This is a genomic window from Aliiglaciecola sp., from assembly GCF_039982535.1.
Taxonomy (GTDB): Bacteria; Pseudomonadota; Gammaproteobacteria; order Enterobacterales; family Alteromonadaceae; genus Aliiglaciecola.
On the sequence record NZ_JBDWYG010000075.1, the window covers coordinates 27,825 to 48,327 of the forward strand.

General features: G+C 42.5%; 21 protein-coding genes. 3 read left to right on the forward strand and 18 right to left on the reverse strand.

The features are described 5' to 3' along the window. Positions 1–50: 50 nt before the first annotated feature. The 6 genes from ABJV04_RS19855 to ABJV04_RS19880 are packed head-to-tail and all read right to left on the reverse strand — an operon-like array spanning position 51 to position 5,488. Positions 51–1,181 (reverse strand): FAD-dependent oxidoreductase, encoded by a 1,131-nt coding sequence (locus ABJV04_RS19855; protein ID WP_348493332.1) that lies wholly within the window; start codon positions 1,179–1,181, stop codon positions 51–53. Continuing rightward, positions 1,178–1,540 carry a Rieske 2Fe-2S domain-containing protein gene (locus ABJV04_RS19860; protein WP_348493333.1) on the reverse strand — a complete coding sequence of 121 codons (363 nt, stop codon included), beginning with the start codon at positions 1,538–1,540 and terminating at the stop codon, positions 1,178–1,180. Before ABJV04_RS19860 ends, ABJV04_RS19855 begins: the two co-directional genes overlap by 4 nt. A gap of 5 nt (positions 1,541–1,545) precedes the next feature. Next, complete coding sequence (locus ABJV04_RS19865) at positions 1,546–2,475, reverse strand: VOC family protein (RefSeq protein ID WP_348493334.1); 930 nt, start codon at positions 2,473–2,475, stop codon at positions 1,546–1,548. 15 nt (positions 2,476–2,490) lie between these two features. Continuing rightward, positions 2,491–3,648: a prolyl oligopeptidase family serine peptidase gene (locus ABJV04_RS19870; protein ID WP_348493335.1), complete on the reverse strand. Its 1,158-nt coding sequence runs from the start codon at positions 3,646–3,648 to the stop codon at positions 2,491–2,493. Between the two features lie 56 nt (positions 3,649–3,704). Next, complete coding sequence (locus tag ABJV04_RS19875; protein ID WP_348493336.1) at positions 3,705–4,496, reverse strand: cyclase family protein; 792 nt, start codon at positions 4,494–4,496, stop codon at positions 3,705–3,707. After that, positions 4,493–5,488 (reverse strand): fumarylacetoacetate hydrolase family protein, encoded by a 996-nt coding sequence (locus ABJV04_RS19880; RefSeq protein WP_348493337.1) that lies wholly within the window; start codon positions 5,486–5,488, stop codon positions 4,493–4,495. Before ABJV04_RS19880 ends, ABJV04_RS19875 begins: the two co-directional genes overlap by 4 nt. A gap of 189 nt (positions 5,489–5,677) precedes the next feature. Here ABJV04_RS19880 and ABJV04_RS19885 point away from each other — a divergent pair, with 189 nt between their 5' ends. Beyond that, positions 5,678–6,586 (forward strand): LysR family transcriptional regulator, encoded by a 909-nt coding sequence (locus ABJV04_RS19885; protein WP_348493338.1) that lies wholly within the window; start codon positions 5,678–5,680, stop codon positions 6,584–6,586. A 71-nt stretch (positions 6,587–6,657) separates the two neighbouring features. Here ABJV04_RS19885 and ABJV04_RS19890 read toward each other — a convergent pair whose 3' ends face one another. Both ABJV04_RS19890 and ABJV04_RS19895 read right to left on the reverse strand, forming a co-directional pair. Then, positions 6,658–7,731: an aromatic ring-hydroxylating dioxygenase subunit alpha gene (locus tag ABJV04_RS19890; RefSeq protein ID WP_348493339.1), complete on the reverse strand. Its 1,074-nt coding sequence runs from the start codon at positions 7,729–7,731 to the stop codon at positions 6,658–6,660. Positions 7,732–7,947: 216 nt separating this feature from the next. Continuing rightward, a complete protein-coding gene (locus tag ABJV04_RS19895) occupies positions 7,948–9,018 on the reverse strand; it encodes an aromatic ring-hydroxylating dioxygenase subunit alpha (RefSeq protein WP_348493340.1) in 1,071 nt (356 codons plus the stop codon). Between the two features lie 372 nt (positions 9,019–9,390). Here ABJV04_RS19895 and ABJV04_RS19900 point away from each other — a divergent pair, with 372 nt between their 5' ends. After that, positions 9,391–10,290, forward strand: a complete 900-nt coding sequence (locus tag ABJV04_RS19900) for a LysR family transcriptional regulator (RefSeq protein WP_348493341.1) — start codon at positions 9,391–9,393, stop codon at positions 10,288–10,290. 96 nt (positions 10,291–10,386) lie between these two features. Here the strand turns inward: ABJV04_RS19900 and ABJV04_RS19905 are convergent, their stop codons facing one another. The 4 genes from ABJV04_RS19905 to ABJV04_RS19920 form a co-directional block, all read right to left on the reverse strand. Continuing rightward, on the reverse strand, positions 10,387–10,797 hold the full coding sequence (locus ABJV04_RS19905; RefSeq protein WP_348493342.1) for a DoxX family protein: 411 nt from the start codon (positions 10,795–10,797) through the stop codon (positions 10,387–10,389). A 6-nt stretch (positions 10,798–10,803) separates the two neighbouring features. Continuing rightward, a complete protein-coding gene (locus ABJV04_RS19910; protein WP_348493343.1) occupies positions 10,804–11,883 on the reverse strand; it encodes a fumarylacetoacetate hydrolase family protein in 1,080 nt (359 codons plus the stop codon). 36 nt (positions 11,884–11,919) lie between these two features. Continuing rightward, positions 11,920–12,858, reverse strand: coding sequence for a VOC family protein (locus ABJV04_RS19915; protein WP_348493344.1), 939 nt, complete (start codon positions 12,856–12,858; stop codon positions 11,920–11,922). A gap of 196 nt (positions 12,859–13,054) precedes the next feature. After that, a complete protein-coding gene (locus ABJV04_RS19920) occupies positions 13,055–14,104 on the reverse strand; it encodes an amidohydrolase family protein (protein ID WP_348493345.1) in 1,050 nt (349 codons plus the stop codon). 315 nt (positions 14,105–14,419) lie between these two features. Here ABJV04_RS19920 and ABJV04_RS19925 point away from each other — a divergent pair, with 315 nt between their 5' ends. Beyond that, positions 14,420–15,325 carry a LysR family transcriptional regulator gene (locus ABJV04_RS19925; RefSeq protein ID WP_348493346.1) on the forward strand — a complete coding sequence of 302 codons (906 nt, stop codon included), beginning with the start codon at positions 14,420–14,422 and terminating at the stop codon, positions 15,323–15,325. Between the two features lie 39 nt (positions 15,326–15,364). On the opposite strand, the gene ABJV04_RS19930 is transcribed toward ABJV04_RS19925, so the two are convergent. The 6 genes from ABJV04_RS19930 to ABJV04_RS19955 are packed head-to-tail and all read right to left on the reverse strand — an operon-like array spanning position 15,365 to position 20,475. Continuing rightward, positions 15,365–16,351: an aldo/keto reductase gene (locus tag ABJV04_RS19930; protein ID WP_348493347.1), complete on the reverse strand. Its 987-nt coding sequence runs from the start codon at positions 16,349–16,351 to the stop codon at positions 15,365–15,367. 21 nt (positions 16,352–16,372) lie between these two features. Next, positions 16,373–17,314, reverse strand: a complete 942-nt coding sequence (locus ABJV04_RS19935) for a Gfo/Idh/MocA family oxidoreductase (RefSeq protein ID WP_348493348.1) — start codon at positions 17,312–17,314, stop codon at positions 16,373–16,375. Between the two features lie 15 nt (positions 17,315–17,329). Next, positions 17,330–18,169 (reverse strand): class III extradiol dioxygenase subunit beta, encoded by an 840-nt coding sequence (locus ABJV04_RS19940; RefSeq protein WP_348493349.1) that lies wholly within the window; start codon positions 18,167–18,169, stop codon positions 17,330–17,332. Next, positions 18,169–18,555: a protocatechuate 4,5-dioxygenase subunit alpha gene (gene ligA / locus ABJV04_RS19945; protein ID WP_348493350.1), complete on the reverse strand. Its 387-nt coding sequence runs from the start codon at positions 18,553–18,555 to the stop codon at positions 18,169–18,171. The genes ABJV04_RS19940 and ligA overlap by 1 nt, the downstream gene beginning before the upstream one ends. 10 nt (positions 18,556–18,565) lie before the next feature. After that, the gene (locus ABJV04_RS19950) at positions 18,566–19,459 is read right to left on the reverse strand and encodes an amidohydrolase family protein (protein ID WP_348493351.1); all 894 of its coding nucleotides are present in this window, start codon (positions 19,457–19,459) and stop codon (positions 18,566–18,568) included. Further along, entirely contained in the window at positions 19,456–20,475 is a 1,020-nt protein-coding gene (locus ABJV04_RS19955) for an amidohydrolase family protein (RefSeq protein WP_348493352.1), read from the reverse strand. Before ABJV04_RS19955 ends, ABJV04_RS19950 begins: the two co-directional genes overlap by 4 nt. Positions 20,476–20,503: the final 28 nt, after the last annotated feature.

Genomic DNA, 20,503 nt, shown 5'->3' on the forward strand with positions numbered 1-20,503 from the left:
ACTAGAGGAAGACAACAAAGGTGTGTACTACCTTTGTTGTATAATGCAGATTAAATGGGCTGAGCTAAGGCCATCATCGATTGACGCATGATTTGTGTATGCTCTTCCTTGTCCCCACCCTCTATCTCTATTTGCGCTAGACGAGCGGAGTTTTCGACTACCATACGACAGCGTTCCCAACGCCTTGTTTGGAAAGCGGCAAGTGCTTTATCTAGGCTGACATTCGAAGATAACTCTTGGGCTAGAACAATGGCACTCTCAATACCAATACATGCACCTGAAGCCAAGTGAGGCGTGGTAGCGTGTACCGTATCGCCAATTAACACGATACGATTTTTGTACCAAGGGGCTGGTACGAGTAACTTACCTATAGCCCGAAAATCAATTAGTGATTCTTCATTCAACATGCCTTTTAATTGTTGAATAATCGGCGCTGGGAAAGTATCCATTAAGGCTTTTAATTTTTCTAAAAAGTCTGCAGGATCGACATGCTGCCGTTCCTTCTTATCTTCAGTTAAAAACAGATACATCTGATCTTTAGACATGGGATTTAATCCCACCTTTAAATGTGGGCCGACCCACATCATGGTATTTTTTACGTCTGGCAGGCGAGGCAATACCGCTCGCCAAATTCCCTGTCCTACATATTTTGGCTCTTCAGCTTCCGGAAATTGGGTTTTGCGAACTTGAGAGAACATGCCATCTGCACCTATTACCAAATCATAGATATCAGATGTACCATCGGTGAATGTGACATCAACCCCATTTTCTAATTGTTTCATATGCGTAAATGTGCAACCGAGCCTTATATTTGTGCCCGATTGACGAGTTTTTTCTGCTAATATTTTCGCTAAGGCAGGACGCATAATAGCTCCAGAATTTGGAATATCTGGGTCACCAACTACTGGCGTTGGGATATGCGCCAAGTGCAAACCATGAGGGGCATAGATATCTAAACCGCTATGAGCACTACCAACTTTCAAAAACTCGTCTAAAATACCAAGGGTTTTAAAAGCACGAAGAGTCGCACCTCCTATACTAATACCCGCACCGTCAGTCCGCCAATTGGCGTCAATTTCCACCACGTCAGTTTGAATTCCGTATTTACGCAATTCAATTGCAGCTGACATACCGGAAAAACCTCCTCCTACAATCAATACTTTATGCACACATGGGTTCATACTTTGAACTCCTTTATGGTTTTTAGGTCAACCCACATTTCGTTGTTGGAGCCAACCTCAATTTCTATTGTTTTTAATGATTGCCCTACACAAGGGCCGCGTAAACACATGCCATCGTGTACGGCAAATAGCGCACCATGGGCAGCACAAACAATATTGTTGGCAGATGCGTCTAAATAGTGATGCCGTTTCCAAGGTAAAGAAGTGCTAGCGTAGTGTGGACAAATATCTCTATAGGCATAAACCTTTGAGCCTTTACGCACCACAAACATACTATCTTGCCCGCAACTAGCAGGGTCAAATCCCTTAGCTTGTCCGTCGATAATATCTGCAATATTGCCCAAACAAACTTTAGTCATTTGGACTAAGGGGTCTTCAAAGGCGGACCACCAGGAGCCCATTTTTCTGCGTATTGCAGAAGAAAGACTTGTGAGTTATCTGCACCAGGCATTGCTTCACGGGCCACCCAATTTTCATCGTGCAAATCCATGTCAGCATCATATTCAATATTGCAGCCAAAGGGACTTTTGAAATACCAGAACCAGTTAGAACCAAATATGTGACGACCTGGTCCCCAAAAACTCTGATATCCTTTTTCAACCAAAGCGTTGCCAGCTTGGGCTACTTCAGTTGGGCCACTCATGTGAAAGGTAAAATGTTCTACACCTTGCATATGTGGTGGTGTGTTGAGAAAAAATACTGTGTGGTGGTCGTTAGTCCCGGAAGGGCGCATGAAAGGCCCCATGTGTTTAAATCGGTCAGTGGTGACAAAACCTAAACGTTCAGCAAAAAATGCCTCGGCTTTAGCAATATCTGGCACAAAGTAAACCACGTGAGACAAACTGCGAGGTTTGGCAACAAAGTCTTTATTAACACCAACATTATTCACCCCGCGTTGAGGTGCAGCACCGGGTGCATTAATAGCTTCAGCGGGTAAATCAATGGCTTTGCGTATAGTCACTTGGAAGCCAAGTACAAAGCCCATGTCATCAAGAGCTTCAATACTACCATTGGCTAAAACCTTAACCTCTCGGTCTTTACCCAATTCTGCTTTTATTGCATCTAGCGTGTCCTGATCTGCCACACCATAAACGGTTTTACGCAGCATAGAACCTGTTTTTAGTGCCGCTGGTAATGTGGAATCATCTTTATCTCGGATTTCAATGCCAGTACCATCGAGGGCAACGAAGTTAAAATCATCTTGCTGTTTTAATCCATAATCAAGTGCGAATTGCTTACAAGCAATGACATCGTCTACACCGAAAATTAGTTTATCTGGTCCAATAATATTCATGCTAGTTACTCCGCTTTATGCTGTACGTGCATTAAAAGTTTCAGCTACCCAATCAGCAATGTAATGACCCGCATTAATACTGTTATCGAAACTGGAGTGTTGTACTCCACCTTCGCGTTCAGTGAAAACTTTAAGTTCGCGTTTAGGGCTATTAATCAATTGCTCATAGGTACGCTCGGCCCACTTCAATGGAATTTGAGAATCTTTAGAGCCATGAGTGACTAGGAATGGCACTTTGATTTTCTCCACTTGACCATCTAGATGCACGTTTTCCGCGATCGCCATAAAGTCTTCTATATTATCGGCCCCCCACACCCACTGAACATGAGACCAATAGTGAGGAACGGGGAAGTCTCCTTCTTTTTCAAGACGCCTTTTTTGCACATCACGCCAATCATGGTTAGCACCCCAGCAAACCCCCAATGCCAATCGTGGTTCATTGGCAACAGCGCGAGGACAGAAATACCCCCCCAAAGAGACGCCTTCCATACCAATACGTTTCCGATCAACATCAGCTCGTTTTTCTAACCAATCCACCACTGCACTAGCCCAATGTTCACTATCAAAACGTGCGTGTAAACCCTGTAAACGTATGGCTTCTCCTGTACCAGGTTGGTCAACCACTAGAGAAGATACGCCGCGTTTTGCCAACCAGCCTGGCAAACCTACTCGATACTTCATTTCTTTAGTAGAATCTAAGCCATTCACTTGGATTAAAAGGGGAGCTGGTTCGGATACTCCTTCCGCCTTTACGTATAAGGCAGAAAGATGTGTTCCCTCATAGGGGATCTCAACACGTTCACAATTCTCTCGTCCCAACTCGATGGCTTTTTGAAATAAGCTAAGCTCTCGTTTGTACAATGCTAATCTGCCTGGAGAATCGTTGGCCTGTAGACGCTCGCAGGTAATCAAGTAAGAAGCAGCACGGTTATATTTCTCGCCTGCAGATAACATACGACCTTTACTTTCATCTTCTTCTGCCAATTCACACAATTTATCAGCCATTTTGGCCCAAGTGTCTCTGAAGGCTTGAACGCCCTCTTTATCAGGCTGCTTAGCGGCTTCTTTTAACGGGGCACACATTTCTTCTATTTCACCAATTCGTGCCCCCATTTCAATGGCTAAATCTACTGATAAATTCCATACATAATTAGTTGGGAAGTATTTAAACATAGTATTTTCCTCGTGAAATTTTAGCCCCATTTTTAGAGGTAAAATTTCTAATTCTTTTATTTTTCAATTAAAGCAACAGCTCTAACAAAGCCTGCCGACGCACCCTTGATTTTGTAAGGGAAGCAATTCACGATAAATCCCGTGGATGGCAAAACCTCCAAATTGCTGAGTTTTTCCATTTGTCCATAGCCGATATCGCGACCGGCTTTGTGACCTTCCCAAATAATAGAAGCATCTCCAGATTCAGCAAAACGTTCACGTGTAAACTTAAATGGCGCATCCCAACTCCATGCATCAGTACCAACCACTTTTACTCCACGATCTAATAAATACATGGTTGCATCGCGTCCCATGCCAACACCAGCATCAAGGTACTCTGGCTGCCCATATACCGAGCCAGCACGAGTGTTAACTACTACAATATCTAAAGGTTGAAGTGTATGCTTAATACGTTTTAGTTCAGCTTCAACGTCACTGGCTTTTACTAAATAACCGTCGGGGAAATGCCGAAAGTCTAATTTAACGCCAGACTGAAAACACCACTCAAGGGGCAGCTCGTCGATACCATAAGCCGGTTTTCCACCATCTGTAGTAGACGCATAATGCCAAGGGGCATCCATATGCGTACCACTATGAGTAGTAATGTCCAATCGCTCCGCAGCCCAGGCTTCGTCGCCTGGCATCTGATCTTTCGATAGGCCAGGAAACATAGCTGCCATTTCGGGCCAACCTTGTTGATGATCTTGGTATTCGATTTTAGGCAGTAGAGGGACTGGATCCGTATAAGGGTTATTATCTAATGAAACGGACAAGTCGATAATCGTATAATTTTTAGGGTTAAACATCATAGTTTCTCTCTAGTATTAGCCACAGTAACGCGTTGCTGAATAGCACCAAAAAGAGTATGTCCGTCAGCATCAGTAACATTCATGTTGACCACATCATCTTGCTGCATGAAGGGTGTTTTAGGAGTGCCATATTGAATCATTTCTTTAGCACGTAATTCTGAGATACAAGCTTGACCTTTCGCTGGGTCAGCATTTGACACAGTTCCAGAACCAAACACTGTACCCGCTTTGATAGGTCTTGTTTGCGCGACATGGGCTATCAATTCATGAAAACCAAAGTGCATTTCCTGTCCGTGAGGCTGCCCGAATAACTGACCATTTCTTTCAACTTGCAGGGGTAAACATACTCGCCCGTTTTGCCAATGTTCACCCAACTCATCAGGTGTTAATGCCACAGGAGCAAATGCGGTTGCCCCTTTAGCTTGCACAAACCCAAAGCCCGTTTTCATTTCACGGGGACCTAAAGCGCGGTAACTAATGTCGTTAAGCAAAACAACTAAGCGAATTTTGCTCAATGCAAAAGCTGCTGAACTGCCCATGGGAATGGCATCTACTATCACCCCAAATTCACCCTCAAAATCAATTCCATGCTTTAGATCAGCCACAACAATGTCATCTTTGGCAGCCAGAAAGCTATCGCCTGCACCTTGGTAAACTAAGGGATATTTGTCAGCGTCCGCGATAGGGTCAAGGTGGAAAGCTTGCTGCATTAAATGGCCGTGGTTTAAAAATAATGAACCATCTAACCACTGCCAAGAGCGAGGTAGTGGTGCACAAAGAAGTTGACTATCAAAGGGCTCACTAGCTTGCTCTGTTCCGTCATTAAGACTTTGATATTTTTTGTTTAGACCTTCGCTACAAGTTGACCAATTTTCAAGGGCAAACTGCATAGTAGGTGCAATATCTGTGGCTGCCACAAAGCGAGCTTGATCACGGGAAACAATTATCAGTTTGCCATCGGGATGATCTGTTTTTAGCGACGCTAATTTCATACTAGGTTTCCAGCTTATTTTGTTAACAAATAATCAATTAAATTAGAAATCAATGTTAATTTAATAATTGCAATCCAAAAAATTGAATGTTTAGATATAAACCATCAGATTAATCAATACCTACATTGAGAAGTTTCAACACGCGCTAAAAAATGCCTCGTTGACGTAGATTTTTAATAGGAAAACAGCATGAGATTTGAACAACTTGACCTTAATTTATTAGTTGCTTTAGACATCTTATTGGAAGAGCAAAATATCACCCGTAGCGCAGATCGCTTGCATTTATCACAATCTGCTACCAGTGGTATTTTGTCGCGTTTAAGGGCTTTTTTTGAGGATGATCTACTGGTGCAAATTGGCAAAAAAATGCAGCCCACTCCCTTTGCTCTCGAACTTCAAGGCCCTGTAGCCGGCGTTTTAGCCACGGTACGCGGATCAATTATTGGTAAAAAAGCCAATAACCCAGAGCACAGTGAACGCCATTTTAAAATCATCGCTACCGACTACGTGATTCAAGTATTGCTCAGTCACATGGTAGCGGAAGTCGCAAAGTTAGCCCCCAAAGTAACCTTTGAATTTTTAACGCCTTTTGCCCATGAAATGACAATACTTTCCAAAGGTGGTGCCGACTTAATGGTTGCGCCAGAAGATATAATTTTAAGCAATTACTCCAATCAAGCATTAATCAGTGATGAATTAATCTGCGTTGCGGATGTTAACAATAGCGAGATAGGTGAAACCTTAACGTTGGAACAATTTAGTACCATAGGTCATGTGTCCGTCGGTTTTGCCCGTGTAAGTTTGCAAAGTATTGAACATTGGCTGGTCAATACATTAGAGACGAAACGCCGCATAGAGGTAATTACTAGTGATTTTTCAACTATGCTCAATGCGGTTCTAAATACCAAGCGGGTTGCTATTGTACCTAGGCATTTTGCAGAGATGCACTTACAACATAAATCGTTAAAAGTGGTAAAATTACCTTTTGATCCACCCAATCTAAAAGAAAGTTTGATGTGGCACCCAACTCTGGATAATGATCCAATGCATCGCTGGTTAAGGCAACAAATTATCGACTGTGCAGCTAATTTTAAGTAGTAAACTGACCTAAGCTTTATGAATTTTAAAGCTTAGGTCGAATGGCCTATTAGCTGTTTTTGCCGAACCCCTTATTCATCTAAAATGGGGTTTTCTTTGGCTAACATGGCTTCAATTTTTCGCCGTGCTTGCACTGCTGGAACATCCGCCATAGCGAGTAGCTCCTTATGTTTCTTAGCAGCAACATCTAACCTTTCTTCAACAGCTTTAATGGCATCCACATCCTGTTGACGAACTTGTAACTCCGACTCATATTGAAAGACGTCTAAAGCTTTATCACCAAGTCGGAAATTCCGTGTTGAAAAACCAAAGTAATGGGTCGTTGTTTCTGTTTCGGGAGTAATACCATGCAGTATTAACATCTGTCCTAACTCTTTAGGTACATCTTCGCCATTAGGTAGTTTAGTGATTGCTGGTATACTGGTTTTAATTAACTCAGGACCGTAAAAATCACTTAAATGAACAAAATCTGCAAGTCCTTCATATGCGGCACTTTCACCGAAAATCAAAGCTAGGAAAGGGTTCCAAGGCATTTTACCTTTTCTAAGTATGCGATAACTCTCATCCCGCTCCTGTGTCTCTATGGGAATCTTTTTGAGGGTATCGCCTCCTTCCCCGAGTTGTTGATGAATGTAAGGTAGGTGAGTTAGATCCATTAAGTTGTCTACTAATAATTGTGAGCGACCTTCAAGGTGAAAATAGTTTTCCGAACTGTAGTACCAACCTTCTTGGTCTAATCCAAAATCATGATAAGGCGGAATTAAGTTAGTATCGCATTTATCAAGATCGCCCATCCAGATCCAGCAAATAGGGCCACGTTCTTCCAAAGGGTAAACAGGTTGGCAAAATCTGGCTTTTACCACTTCCTGCGATGGAATTTCGACGCACTCACCGCTCTCAGAAAATTTAAAACCATGATAACCACAGACAATATCATCGCCCTCTAAACGCCCTTTTGCGAGAGGGAAGTAACGATGAGGGCATAAGCCGTACATGGCAACAGGTGTACCACTCTCTTTGCGATACATAACAACAGGTGTGTCTAGTAAGGTACGCTCTATGGGTTGGCGAGAAATTTCATTAGAAAATGCTGCCATATACCAGCGGTTTTTGACGATTGAGCTTTTATATTTGAATGGGTACATAAAGGTTTCTCGATGTTAGTTTAGCCACCTAGCGTTAGGTTTTTCAATGAACTCGACGCCAACACAACGTAAAGCACAGCAAACTTGAACCTGTACCTTGCCAATTTCCGACTAGGACAGATTCAACGCTGCTGTCACGGCGCTGTATGCGCAAAATTGCTTAAAACCTCGGCAGCCATTTGGGTTTAAACTGACTGCCGATAGTTACATCAAGGCCTAATCCTCTAGCTCCGCATTTTCTGCTACCAGCATAGCTTCAATTCGTCTACGTACTTGCACTGCTGGGACATCTGCTTGTACTAAAAGCTCTCGTTGCAGATCTACTGCTAGGTCTAATCTCTCTTCTACCGCATTGATTATATCCACATCTTGGCCACGGATTTTTTCATCAGCGGCAAGTTGGAATTGGTCTAAGGCTTTATCGCCAAGTCTAAAATTACGGGTAGAAAAGCCAAAATAATGAGTAGTAGTTTCAGTCTCTGGTGTAACCCCGTGCAAAATCATCAGTGAACCTAACTCTTTAGGCACGTCATCTCTATCGGGTAACCCAGTAACGATTGGCAGACTTGTAGACATAAATTCAGGGCCATAAAAATCACTTCTTACTGTAAAGTCGGCCAACCCTTGGTACTCTGCTTCTGGACCAAAAACGAGCTTGAAATAGTCGTTCCAAGGCGCTTTACCATTTCTTGATATGCGATAACTGGTTTCACGATCTTCAGTGGTTAGTGGAATTTTAGCCATAGCATCTTTACCATCAATGTGGTGATGCACGTAAGGTAGATGAGTAAGATCCATTAAATTATCAATCAATAATTGTGAGCGGCCTTCAATATGAAAGTAGTTAGGTGAATGAAAATCCCATCCAGGTTGATCCAGACCGAAATCTTCATAAGGTGGGATCAAGTTTTTATCACATTTATCTGGGTCGCCCATCCATATCCAACATATAGGACCTCGCTCTTCTAATGCATAAACTGGCTGGCAAAATTTAGTTTTAACCACATCTTGTGAGGGCACTTCGGTTCTTTCGCCAGTATCAGAAAATTTAAAGCCATGGTAACCGCAAACAATTGAATCACCATCAACATGACCTTTCGCCAGAGGCAAATAACGATGGGGACAAAGGCCATACATGGCGACCGGAGTGCCATTTTCCTTACGATACATTACAACAGGTTTGCCAAGTAACGTGCGCTCCATAGGCTCACGAGTGATCTCATTAGAAAATGCCGCCATATACCAGCGATTTTTAACGATTGAGCTTTTAAATTTGAATGGATACATAAGTTATTCTTCCTCGATTTATACGATTTTGAGAGCTAGCAGCCCCAGCACCTCGGCTCACTCATAGGTCAATTAACTGATAAATTTTACCCGTTAATAATGCGTTGCCGAATGTTAATGACTTGTAATATACCAGTGCTTTTTAATACTCACTAAGCCTTCTCTACGTTGGCAGGCATCGCTAAAATAGATGGCAATTAAATTACCCTTTAAATCTAAATTTATTTCCAACAAATGCTAAGTAATCGCTGACATCCCTTAGCTAGCGTCGCTAAACTGGATTTGAAAATGCTTTGTACATTGACCTTTATGCTTGTTTAGAATAATTTAATTAGAAAATTAGGTAACGATAAAAGTGATGATGGAAAGTTTATGCGATTTAAAGGCCTTGATTTAAATTTGTTAGTCGCCTTAGACGCGCTTATAACGGAACGCAATATTACGCGAGCAGGTGAACGCATTCACCTCAGTCAGTCCGGTATGAGCTCAGCGGTATCACGTTTACGCCAGTATTTTGATGATGAACTGTTTGTCCAAGTAGGTAGGGATTTATTGCCCACCGCACTAACCGAGACATTAACCACGCCTGTTCGACGCATACTAGTGGATATGGAAAACACTATTATTAACCTACCCAAATTCGATCCTAAAAACGACGACCGTTGTTACCGGATTAGCGCATCTGAACTCACTACAATGGTTTTAATGCCGTCAGTTATTAGGAAACTCGCCCAAGAAGCCCCCTACGTTCGCATAGAGCTGTCGACTATTAATGAGGCTGAACTACTGGAAAAGGGCGACATTGATTTAATGATTATTCCGCGCCAGTTCACTTTGGAGAACCATCCCTTCGACGAAATTTATGAAGAAAGTTATAAATGCATTTGTTGGCAAGGAAATACTTTAATAGGAGAACAAATTAGTTTTGAAGATTATCAAGCCCTTGGGCACGTTGCGGTAAGTTATGGTAGGAACCACCCACCTGCTTTTGATTCTTGGTTTATGAGCAATTATGGTATCTCCCGCAAAATCGAGATAACCACCTCTAATCTTCTAGCGCCCCCCTCCCTTATTATTGGTACTCAACGTCTAGCCACTGTACATGATAGGCTTGCAAAAATGGTCGCCCAATCTATGCCAATTAAAATTCTGCAACCGCCAATGGATATTCCAGTTTTGAGCCAAGCCATGCAATATCATCGAAATCGTGAAAATGATGCGGGTTTGACTTGGCTAAGGCAACTGATTGGGAACGTCGCCAAAACAATTTAACCCGGTTTTTAGCTTGCGAAGTAGGTCGATGGTGAAACTAAAAAGGCCACTTGATCTGTGGCCTTTTAGTTGAGTAAAACGTGCATTAAAACGCTTTCAATTGGTTTGAGTATGATTCAGTTTTGATTTAATAAGTGCATCCACAGACCAAGCTCCTGGGCCGGCGAAAAACAAATAAAAATAGACGAAACAAAACATAATTGCTAACTCACCGCCATTGACCACGGGAAAAATGCTTTTGGAAGCATAAAACATAAAATATGCGACAGCCATTTGACCAGAGAGTACAAACGCCACAGTGCGGGTAAAAAACCCCAGCAAGATGCACATACCACCGAAGAACTCTAAAATCCCAGCGACACCGACTAAACTGAGTAGCTCTAAGGAACCTTGATTATGCCCTCCAGGGGGATACTGAAACAGCTTTTGTGCTCCATGTTGCATATATAGTAGCGCGGTTACGATCCGTAAAACCGCTCTACAGTAAGTCTCATACTTGTAAAACATAATGATCTACCACTCTGTTTTGAATGCACCATAAGTAGGCGTTCGTCCGTGTGTTTCTTCTTTTACAATATTGTTCCGTTGACGTCCTAAATAGGTAATTTCAGCTTCCATTACATCACCTTCTTTAAGCCATAAACCACCTAACATAGCTGCATTACCTGGAGGAGATCCCATAATCATTAAATCTCCTGGCATTAATTTGACTCGCTCAGATGCATGGGACAACACTTTACCTGGAGAAAAGATCATATCTTCAGCTGGCCAATCTTGTCGCTTTTCACCATTCACATTCAATCTAATTTGCATTTTTGTGCGGTCGACAAATTCTTTCGGGACTGCAAAAGGACCGAAAGGTTTGAAGTTGGGTTGAAATTTACTAATCCAATCAAAGTTAAATTTGATATCCGCACGCTTGAACTCATCAACAGTACCAATATCATTAACCATGACATAGGCGGCAATCATATCCTCAGCATTTTCTGGGCGTACATAACGCTCACCCTTGCCAACAATAACTCCAAGCTCCAACTCCCAATCAGGTTGCTGTCCAATTAGAGGTAATGGCACATCATCATTGGCACCACACAAAGCAGAGTGCATACCAACAAAGAAGAACGGAGTGCCTTCTCGTCCACGGCGGTCAACTTCAGCATAATTGCGCTTGAAAAAGGCCTCATCATCTTCACCGGGTAAGCGTTTATCTTGATTAAACTTGTTAAAAGTCATCATTTCAGCAACGTGTTGACGGTAGTTAGATGCTGCACAAATCATATTTGGATGAGATAAAACCGGTAAAATAATTAACTCATTTAGAGATAAAACTGGACCAACTTTTTTTGCTGCGACTTCTTTTAGGCATACTAAAGCATTGTCCCAATCGTCGAAAATGGCATGGGTATCCACATATTTATCAGATAAATCCAATACATCGCCGTTCGGTAATACTAAGCCAGGAAAGGCCGCTTCACCTTCAACTTGGTAGGTTCCTATTCCAAAGGTACCTTCAACTAAACCCGTTGCAGGATTGATGTTTTCGGGCTCGACAGCAGGCTCAACCATATTGGCCATAAATTTATTTGAACTCATAATTTATTCCTTAATTTTAAGATGGACAGATAACGATCAAGCAAAATAGCGATCGGGTGGTTCTGAACTCCACACATCCATTTCTACTTCAGCGATATTGTGTACTCGAGAACCATCGCTGGCTTTTAATAAATCGGTGTCTGAAAATGTCTCGAAGCGGTTACGATCTGGGTCGCGCCAAACATCGAAAATATGACTACCATGAGGATGACGTCCCACTCCCCATACCAACTCATATTCTTTAGACTCTAAATAACGATGAGTCATAAATTGCGCTTCAAAGTCTTGCGCTTCAAAACTAATATGATGACAAGCGGCTTCGCCTGTTTGGCTTTGCATCAAAGCGACAACATGATGATCTACTAACTCTTCACCGCGGTCTAAACGACAGAAACCAACAATTTGGGCTTGGGGCTGACCAGGAATATGGTAAACATCACTAGGAATCAGACCTAAAACATCTTTGTACCAAGGCAAACTTTCTGCAAAGCTAGGAATGAATAACCCCACATGACCTAAGCGAAATAATTTTGCTGGGGCCATTGGACGTTTTGGTTCAAAACGTTCTTCACGAATATATTTACCTGGAGCATTTATGACTAAATGCTCATACATAGATTCTGGTTCCACTCTTTGGATACCGTGAACCAAATCAATTTTAAAACCATTGGGGTCAGTTAGCGTAACTGCTATTCCACCACCGGGTGTGGTTAACGAACGAATAGGACTTGCACCGTGTTCGTTAATCGCACTTTCTAGATCATCTTCACTTTCTACTTCGAAGGCTAAACCAACAAAACTCGCTTCTTCGGCTTTTTCTGCAACATAGGCAAAGGCATCACCGCCACCTGTTCGCATAACGAGAAGCTGTTCTGTGCGCTCAACAGTCAGTAAACCAAAGTCTTGGGCAAATACCTCTGTTTGCGCTAAATCTGGCACCTTAAACTTTACATGATGAATACTTTTAAGACGCATAATGCGTTACTCCTTATTAAGTTTAATAATTGCATTGAGTTAACTAGTGCCTTGCCACAAAACAAATAACAACAACTCAAGCATGGCAAGAATATAGGCCGTCAACCTATTAGCGTCCAATGGATAATAATTCGTTTAGGTATTCGTCCCACTTATAGGTTGAATACCCTTGTTGTTATTTTTTATCGATGGGAAACTATGATCCTAGCTTTAAGCCCAATAAATCCGCGGCATTTAGTCCCAATATCTTTTCTTTGTCTGCATCAGCAAGCTGATCATGAAATTCCACAGGGTTGGGTTCGGCCATATCAAATGGATAGTCACTGCCTAGACATAATCGATCGGAACCATGGGTACGAACCAAAGAATCAAGTTGCTCTTTATCGAAAACTAACGTATCGAACCATAATTTCCGTAAGTAACTAGAAGGCAAATTCTGACAATGCTCACTGCAATCGGGGCGAGCTCGCCAACCGTGATCCATACGTCCCCAGTAACCGGGAATATATCCACCACCATGGGCCACACATATTTTCAGACCAGGGTAACGATCCAATACGCCACCAAAAATCAAATGACCGACAGCTAAAGTTGATTCCAGAGGGTTACCAATCAAATTATTGAAGTAATATTCTTTCATGCGGTTTGCATCGGTAAAGCCCAGCGGGTGAATAAATAGCAGTATTCCAAGCTCTTCCGCTGCTGCAAAAAAAGGCTGCAAATCGGCGTTATGTAGATCTTTACCATTTACATTAGTGCTTATCTCAATACCGCGTAAATCAAGCTCTTTTGCACAACGACGCATTTCGATAATCGCCAATTCGATATTTTGCATGGGAACAGTGCCCATACCCACAAACCTTTGTGGATTAGACGCAACTGCCTCAGCAATCCCATTATTCACCGCTTGAGCCGCTGCTAAACCAGTTTCAGCATCGGTATAATAAAAATATTGTCCCGGATTAGGAGATATCACTTGGACATCAATCCCCAGCCTGTCCATATCCTTAATACGTAAATCGATATTATTTAAGGTCGCGCCTATACTGCAAAACTGTGCTTTATTAACCTCATTGGATTTTTCACTTGAGAACTCATGGATACCCGGCGGCGGGCCAGGATATTTAGCCTGCACTATTTGATCTGCAGCTTTAACATTCAGGTGACAGTGAATGTCTACAACCAAATGTTTACCTTTTTTATTTACCGAAATTAAATTTTTATTCGAACAACAATCAGTACTCATAAACAAAACCTAAAAATTAATTTTATGACAGCAGAGAGATAGGCTTGATAAGCTATGCACATCCCTCTTATTCACTTTAATAGTGAAAAATAGCTGTGTGATGTTTAACTAAGGAACTGATATTGAGTTTGCTATCATATTTACTTAGGGCACGGTACTTTGTTACATCACTAAAGAAAGACTCAGCTAAATACACTATTGATTTAAAAGTCTACTGTCTCTCTAAAATCTATAAGCGTCCAATCACAATTAACCTTGTAAGCTATAAGTAACGCTGATAGATTAATTTCTCAAAAAACACGGGCTGGACAGACTATGAGATTTGACGGGTTAGATTTAAACCTATTGGTTGCTCTTGAGGCGTTAATTGAAGAGCGCCATGTATCGGCTGCTGCTCGGCGTATACATCTAAGTCAACCCGCCGTTACCGGTGCACTTAAACGCTTACGAGAGTATTTTAATGATGAGTTATTAGTGCAAAGTGGACGGCGCATGTTTCTTACTCCAAAAGCTGAAGCATTAGCAGAGCCTGTACGTCGAGCACTGTTTCATATCAGAGGCGAAATTACCCGAGCGGGCAGTTTTGACCCAGCCACAACAGCTCGACATTTTGTTATTTCAGCCTCTGATTACGCTTACACCATTTTACTGGCGAAGGTATTAGCTAAAGCATCCATGCTTGCCCCTTTTGTGACCTTTGAAATTGTCCCGCCCAATGAGCAGGTAAATGAACGCTTTGAACGAGCAGAAATAGACTTGCTGTTAACCGTTGATAAATTCGCTTTAGCTGGGCATACATTTACTGAACTTTGGCGAGATGAAGAAGTGATAATCAGTAGCCAGCAAGCTGGTTTTGAACAAATAGATCAAGACACATTTTTTGCTTGTGGCCATGCCGTTGCAACCTTCGGTCTTGAGCGAAGAGCATCACTGGCAGATATTCACATTGGTCAAAATGGTTGGAAACGACGTGTTGAGATCCAATTACCTGATTTTGGAGCACTGTGCCAAAGTATAGTTGGGACCAAACGTTTAGCGACTATGCATCGTCGCTACGCGTTACATTTCGCTAAACTTTATCCCATTAAACTGCATAAGTCGTGGGAGCCCTTCCCGGAAATAATTGAAGGGATGCAATGGCACAAAGTGCGGGATATGGATCCAGGCTTGCTTTGGTTAAGAGGTTTACTTGAGGATGCAGCTAAAGAGACTCCTCAGTAGGATTAATCTGCCAGTAGACTCGTTGTTTGGACAGCTTTTTTAAAACTCTTCAGTATCAATTTCCACTTGAGTGGCAGTGGGATATCGTGAACCACTAATTTTACTCGGAGCGAAGACGTTAGCTAATAGAGCTAGCTGCTCGGTATTCAAACGGATCTGACTAGCCGAGATATTCTCAGTTAAATGAGATAATTGGGTGGTCCCCGGAATAGGAATGATATGCTCCCCTTGATGAAGTAACCAAGCTAGACTAAGTTGAGCTTTGCTGCACTGTAATTGCTTGCTCAAAAGTTCCAGTTCGGTTAATAAAGCGAGATTCTTTTGCATATGTTCATCTTGGAAACGCGGCATACCCTTGCGAATATCTCCATCAATTAGCTGGTTTTTGTCAGCCACCTGACCACTTAAAAACCCTCGAGCTAAAGGAGAAAAAGCAACAAAAGCCGTGCCTAACTCTCGACAAGTGTCGAGCACTGATATTTCTGGATTCCGTGTCCAGAGGGAATATTCGGTTTGCACTGCAGCTATGGGATGAATTTGATGGGCTTTTCGTAATGTTTTACCAGACACTTCCGACAAACCTATGGCCTTGATTTTTCCTTCCTCTACCATACGCGCCAGTTCACCCACACTATCCTCAATCGGTATGCTTTTATCCCAACGATGTAAATAATACAGATCGATGACGTCCGTTTGTAAATTCTGTAGGGATTGCTCAAGTGTGGCTCTTAAGGTAGCAGGACGCCCATCAATAACACGTTTACCATCAACTCCAGTCATACCACATTTGCTGGCTAGAAATATGTTTTGGCGATGGGGCTTTAACACCTGACCGACAAGTTTTTCATTGTTGCCAAAGCCATATAGCGCCGCAGTGTCAAAATGATCAACCCCCATATCAATAGCTGACAACAATAACCGTGATGCTTGTGACTCAGACGGTGGTTGTCCATAGGCATGACTTAAGTTCATGCAACCTAAACCTATAGGTTTTAGGGGGTGATTGGCAATACTGCGCAGCGCCATAGTCGTACTCCTTGCTATTATTTACTGACTAAGTTGTTGTTCTAAGTCGTGCAAAACTTTGTAACACGCTAACACTTGACCGACACTTGAATTAGGCTCGCGCCCTTGCTCAATTGCACTAAAAAACTCTCTGTCTTGTAGTTCAATACCGTCCATACAAACAGCTACATTGGAGACATCAATCACATTGTCTTTACCATCAACTAAATCGTCATAACGAGCAATATAAGTACCGTTATCGCAAATGTAACGGAAAAAAGTGCCTAGAGGCCCATCATTATTGAAGGACAAAGATAAGGTACAAATTGCACCGTTTTCAGCTTGTAATTGGATCGACATATCTAAAGCAATGCCTAATTCAGGATGAATTGGCCCTTGCACAGCATTAGCTTTGACTATTTTGCTTCCAGCTTGATAAGCAAATAAATCAACCGTATGGGCAGCATGGTGCCAGAGTAGATGGTCTGTCCAAGAGCGGGCTTCACCTTTGGCGTTGATATTTTTGCGACGGAAGAAATACGTCTGTACATCCATTTGCTGAATATTTAGATCGCCTGCCGAAATTTGTTGGTTAATCCACTGATGAGAGGGGTTGAAGCGACGAGTGTGACCGACCATACAGGTGAGTCCTGTTGCTTGTTGCGTTTTAACTACTTCTTGAGAGTCTTCCCAACTATCTGCTAAAGGTATTTCAACTTGGACATGTTTGCCAGCTTGCATACATTGAATGGCTTGTGCTGCATGTTGCTGAGTCGGAGTGCATAATATTACCGCATCAGCTTCAGTTTTTAACGCATCTTCCAAATCAGTAAACACCTGTGGGATACCATATTCATTTGCCACTTTTTGAGTTTTTTCCAGAGAACGACCGACTAAGCCGATAACATCAACTCCATCAATATTCTTAATACCATTTAAATGTTTAATACCAAAAGCGCCAGGTCCAACTACTATGACTTTCATGTTCTTTCTCCAAATCTATTTGTTTTCAAGCACCAAATGGCCAACCGCCGTGTTCGATGCTGGTACGTGATAAAAACGCTGTTTAACATCAACCTTATCGTTCAAAGCGCCTCGCATAATTAACCACATAACAAGTTCAATACCCTCGGAACCGGCTTGGTTTAAGTAATCAAAGTGAGGCATCTGGGACAATCCTTCGGCATCATCAACGATGCGGTCTAAAAAGGCATTGTCAAATTCTTGGTTAATCAATCCCGCACGAGGGCCTTGTAACTGATGGCTCATGCCCCCTGTTCCCCAAATCTGTACATTGAGGTCTTCATCAAAACTCTCAACCGCTTTACGAATGGCTTTACCAAGATTGTAACAACGACGACCAGAGGGAGCAGGATAGAGCACAACGTTTACGGCTACCGGGATCACCTTGCAAGGCCAAGCCTTGGGCTGGCCAAACATTAACGACAACGGAACTGTAAGCCCGTGGTCAACATCGATGGTGTTTACAACGGTTAAGTCGAAATCATCTTGAATCACATTTTGTGCAATATGAGAGGCAAGTTGTGGATGGCCCATCACGTCAGGTACATGACGCGGCCCCCAACCTTCGTCGGCAGGTTTAAATTCTGCACCACAGCCAATGGCAAAAGTGGGTACAAAGTTAAGGTCAAAAGCAGAAGCGTGATCGTTGTAAACTAAAATAACGACGTCTGGCTTTTGATCTTCAATCCAATTTTTTGCGAAGTCGTAGCCAGCAAAAAGAGGCTGCCAATAGGGCTCTTGGGTTTTGCCATTATCAATAGCAGCGCCAATGGCTGGTACATGGGAAGTTGCTACACCAGCAGTGATTTTCGCCATCATTTGTCTCCTTTGTACATGTTGCCTTGAGGCGAGCGACCACCGTCGAGCATCATTTGCGCATATTCAGGTAGCGTCATACCAGTCATGGTTGATGCGGCATCTTGAAAGCTAATTCCATCGCTGGAAAATATTTTGGCTAGAAAATAGATGTTTCCGCCTAAACTCATCATTTGATTGTAATCACGGTCAATTACCGCTTGTTTCTGTTCTTCGCTCATTGGCCATTCATCAAGATAAGCTTTTTGATCTTGCTTAAAGCGTTCGCGATTTGGCGCTTTCATTAATGACATACAGAATTGATTTAAATGAAAACCTATACTGGCCATGTCAGCATCGAACACGGTTGTACCCGGTATATTTTTATAAAGCTTATTGTTAGACATTAGCTTCTCCTTAATTTGACCAATACAAACGCATAGGATTATCGATAAGCAATTTTCGTTGCAGCTCAGTGCTAGGCGCGAACAAAGGAATCATTTCAACTAGTTGTCCGTCATCAGGCATATGAGTTTTCATATTGGGATGAGGCCAATCTGTGCCCCACAATACACGGTCGGAAAAACTCTCAACAACATTACGAGCAAAAGGCACCACATCTAAATAATGTTTACTTGGCCCATCTATGGACAGACGTTCTGGGCAACTAACTTTTGACCAAAAGTTTTGGTTCTCACCCATCAGGCGCATAAACAACTGAAAATTTGGAGCATCAAGGGGTTGGCTCACATCAGGACGGCCCATGTGATCGACAACCACAGTTGTCGGTAAACTAGTGAAAAAATCGTATAATTCTGGCAGATCTTGACCTTCAAAATAGATTACGATGTGCCAACCTAATTCTTTAATTCGACTGGCAATACGGGTGAGCGAATCAAAGGGCAAAGCATCTACTAATCGCTTAACAAAGTTGAAACGCACGCCGCGTACTCCTGCTTGATGCAAAGCTTCAAGTTCCGCGTCAGTGATATTTTCTTTAACAGTAGCAACGCCGCGAGCTAATCCATTCGAAGCATTTAGAGCATCCACTAAGGCGCGATTGTCCGCGCCATGACAGGTAGCTTGTACAATGACATTTCGACTAAAACCTAAAAAGTCACGTAATGCCCAAAGCTGATCCTTAGAGGCATCACAAGGCGTGTATTTTCGCTCTGGAGCGAACGGAAACTGATGGCCTGGACCAAATACGTGGCAATGGGCATCTACTGCACCAGCAGGTAATTTAAACACAGGTTTTGAAGGAGAAGGATGCCAATCTAACCAATCGGCATCTTTGGTGAATTTACTCATAGCCCCATTCCTGTCAATTTCCGGTCAAGACCGGGATACACCCGTCGTGCATTCCCCGAATACACCTTAGTGCGTTCTTCATCAGATAAATTCAAACTATCCACATAACGTTTAGTGTCGTCAAAATAATTGCCGGTTTCAGGATCTATCCCTCGCACCGCACCAATCATTTCAGATCCAAATAGAATGTTTTCAATATCAATAACGTTAAATAATAAATCAATGCCCGGCTGATGATACACACAAGTATCAAAATACACATTTTTCATTACATGTTCGCGCAAAGGTGGTTGTTTAAGCATATCGGCTAATCCACGGTAACGCCCCCAATGATAAGGAACAGCGCCGCCACCATGAGGAATAATAAAGCGTAATTCAGGAAAATCAGTAAATAGATCCCCCTCTAAAAACTGCATAAATGCGGTGGTGTCTGCATTCATATAGTGAGCGCCTGTAGCGTGGAAATTAGAATTACATGAACCAGATACGTGGATCATTGCGGGAACATTAAGTTCCACCATTTTCTCGTAAAATGGATACCAACTAGGATCGGTTAAAGGGGCTGAGTTCCAGTGACCACCAGATGGATCAGGATTCAAGTTACAGCCCACAAAACCCAACTCGTTAACGCAACGCTCTAACTCTTCAATGGAGTTTTTAATAGGCACACCAACTGATTGTGGCAACTGGCATACACCAATGAAGCGCTGGGGATAAAGAGCAACAACGCGGGCGATTAAATCATTGCACGCTGAGGTCCACTGTTTAGACACAGCTTCATCACCTACATGGTGGGCCATAGCAGAAGCTCGAGGGGAGAAAATGGTCATATCCAACCCTCGTTCGTCTAGCAATTTAATTTGATTTTTTTCGATACTTTCACGTATTTGGTCATCACTAATATGTGGTACTTCAGGTAAGGCTTTACCTTCCTTGTAAGCTTTAATTTGTGCTTCTCGAAACAGTTGTAAAGGCTCTGGCGCTGTAGTGTAGTGCCCATGGCAATCGATAATCATTTTATCTCCTCATTAACCTAATCGAAGG

Bases quoted from the DNA above. Each gene is read 5' to 3' on its own strand.
- ABJV04_RS19935 (WP_348493348.1), bottom strand. From the start codon at position 17,314: ATGAAAGTCATAGTAGTTGGACCTGGCGCTTTTGGTATTAAACATTTA.
- ABJV04_RS19880 (WP_348493337.1), bottom strand. From the start codon at position 5,488: ATGAAATTAGCGTCGCTAAAAACAGATCATCCCGATGGCAAACTGATA.
- ABJV04_RS19910 (WP_348493343.1), bottom strand. From the start codon at position 11,883: ATGAGTTCAAATAAATTTATGGCCAATATGGTTGAGCCTGCTGTCGAG.
- ABJV04_RS19855 (WP_348493332.1), bottom strand. From the start codon at position 1,181: ATGAACCCATGTGTGCATAAAGTATTGATTGTAGGAGGAGGTTTTTCC.
- ABJV04_RS19940 (WP_348493349.1), bottom strand. From the start codon at position 18,169: ATGGCGAAAATCACTGCTGGTGTAGCAACTTCCCATGTACCAGCCATT.
- ABJV04_RS19900 (WP_348493341.1), top strand. From the start codon at position 9,391: ATGCGATTTAAAGGCCTTGATTTAAATTTGTTAGTCGCCTTAGACGCG.
- ABJV04_RS19955 (WP_348493352.1), bottom strand. From the start codon at position 20,475: ATGATTATCGATTGCCATGGGCACTACACTACAGCGCCAGAGCCTTTA.
- ABJV04_RS19905 (WP_348493342.1), bottom strand. From the start codon at position 10,797: ATGTTTTACAAGTATGAGACTTACTGTAGAGCGGTTTTACGGATCGTA.
- ABJV04_RS19930 (WP_348493347.1), bottom strand. From the start codon at position 16,351: ATGGCGCTGCGCAGTATTGCCAATCACCCCCTAAAACCTATAGGTTTA.
- ABJV04_RS19865 (WP_348493334.1), bottom strand. From the start codon at position 2,475: ATGAATATTATTGGACCAGATAAACTAATTTTCGGTGTAGACGATGTC.
- ABJV04_RS19925 (WP_348493346.1), top strand. From the start codon at position 14,420: ATGAGATTTGACGGGTTAGATTTAAACCTATTGGTTGCTCTTGAGGCG.
- ABJV04_RS19915 (WP_348493344.1), bottom strand. From the start codon at position 12,858: ATGCGTCTTAAAAGTATTCATCATGTAAAGTTTAAGGTGCCAGATTTA.
- ABJV04_RS19885 (WP_348493338.1), top strand. From the start codon at position 5,678: ATGAGATTTGAACAACTTGACCTTAATTTATTAGTTGCTTTAGACATC.
- ABJV04_RS19890 (WP_348493339.1), bottom strand. From the start codon at position 7,731: ATGTACCCATTCAAATATAAAAGCTCAATCGTCAAAAACCGCTGGTAT.
- ABJV04_RS19895 (WP_348493340.1), bottom strand. From the start codon at position 9,018: ATGTATCCATTCAAATTTAAAAGCTCAATCGTTAAAAATCGCTGGTAT.
- ABJV04_RS19950 (WP_348493351.1), bottom strand. From the start codon at position 19,459: ATGAGTAAATTCACCAAAGATGCCGATTGGTTAGATTGGCATCCTTCT.
- ABJV04_RS19875 (WP_348493336.1), bottom strand. From the start codon at position 4,496: ATGATGTTTAACCCTAAAAATTATACGATTATCGACTTGTCCGTTTCA.
- ABJV04_RS19860 (WP_348493333.1), bottom strand. From the start codon at position 1,540: ATGACTAAAGTTTGTTTGGGCAATATTGCAGATATTATCGACGGACAA.
- ABJV04_RS19920 (WP_348493345.1), bottom strand. From the start codon at position 14,104: ATGAGTACTGATTGTTGTTCGAATAAAAATTTAATTTCGGTAAATAAA.
- ABJV04_RS19870 (WP_348493335.1), bottom strand. From the start codon at position 3,648: ATGTTTAAATACTTCCCAACTAATTATGTATGGAATTTATCAGTAGAT.
- ligA (WP_348493350.1), bottom strand. From the start codon at position 18,555: ATGTCTAACAATAAGCTTTATAAAAATATACCGGGTACAACCGTGTTC.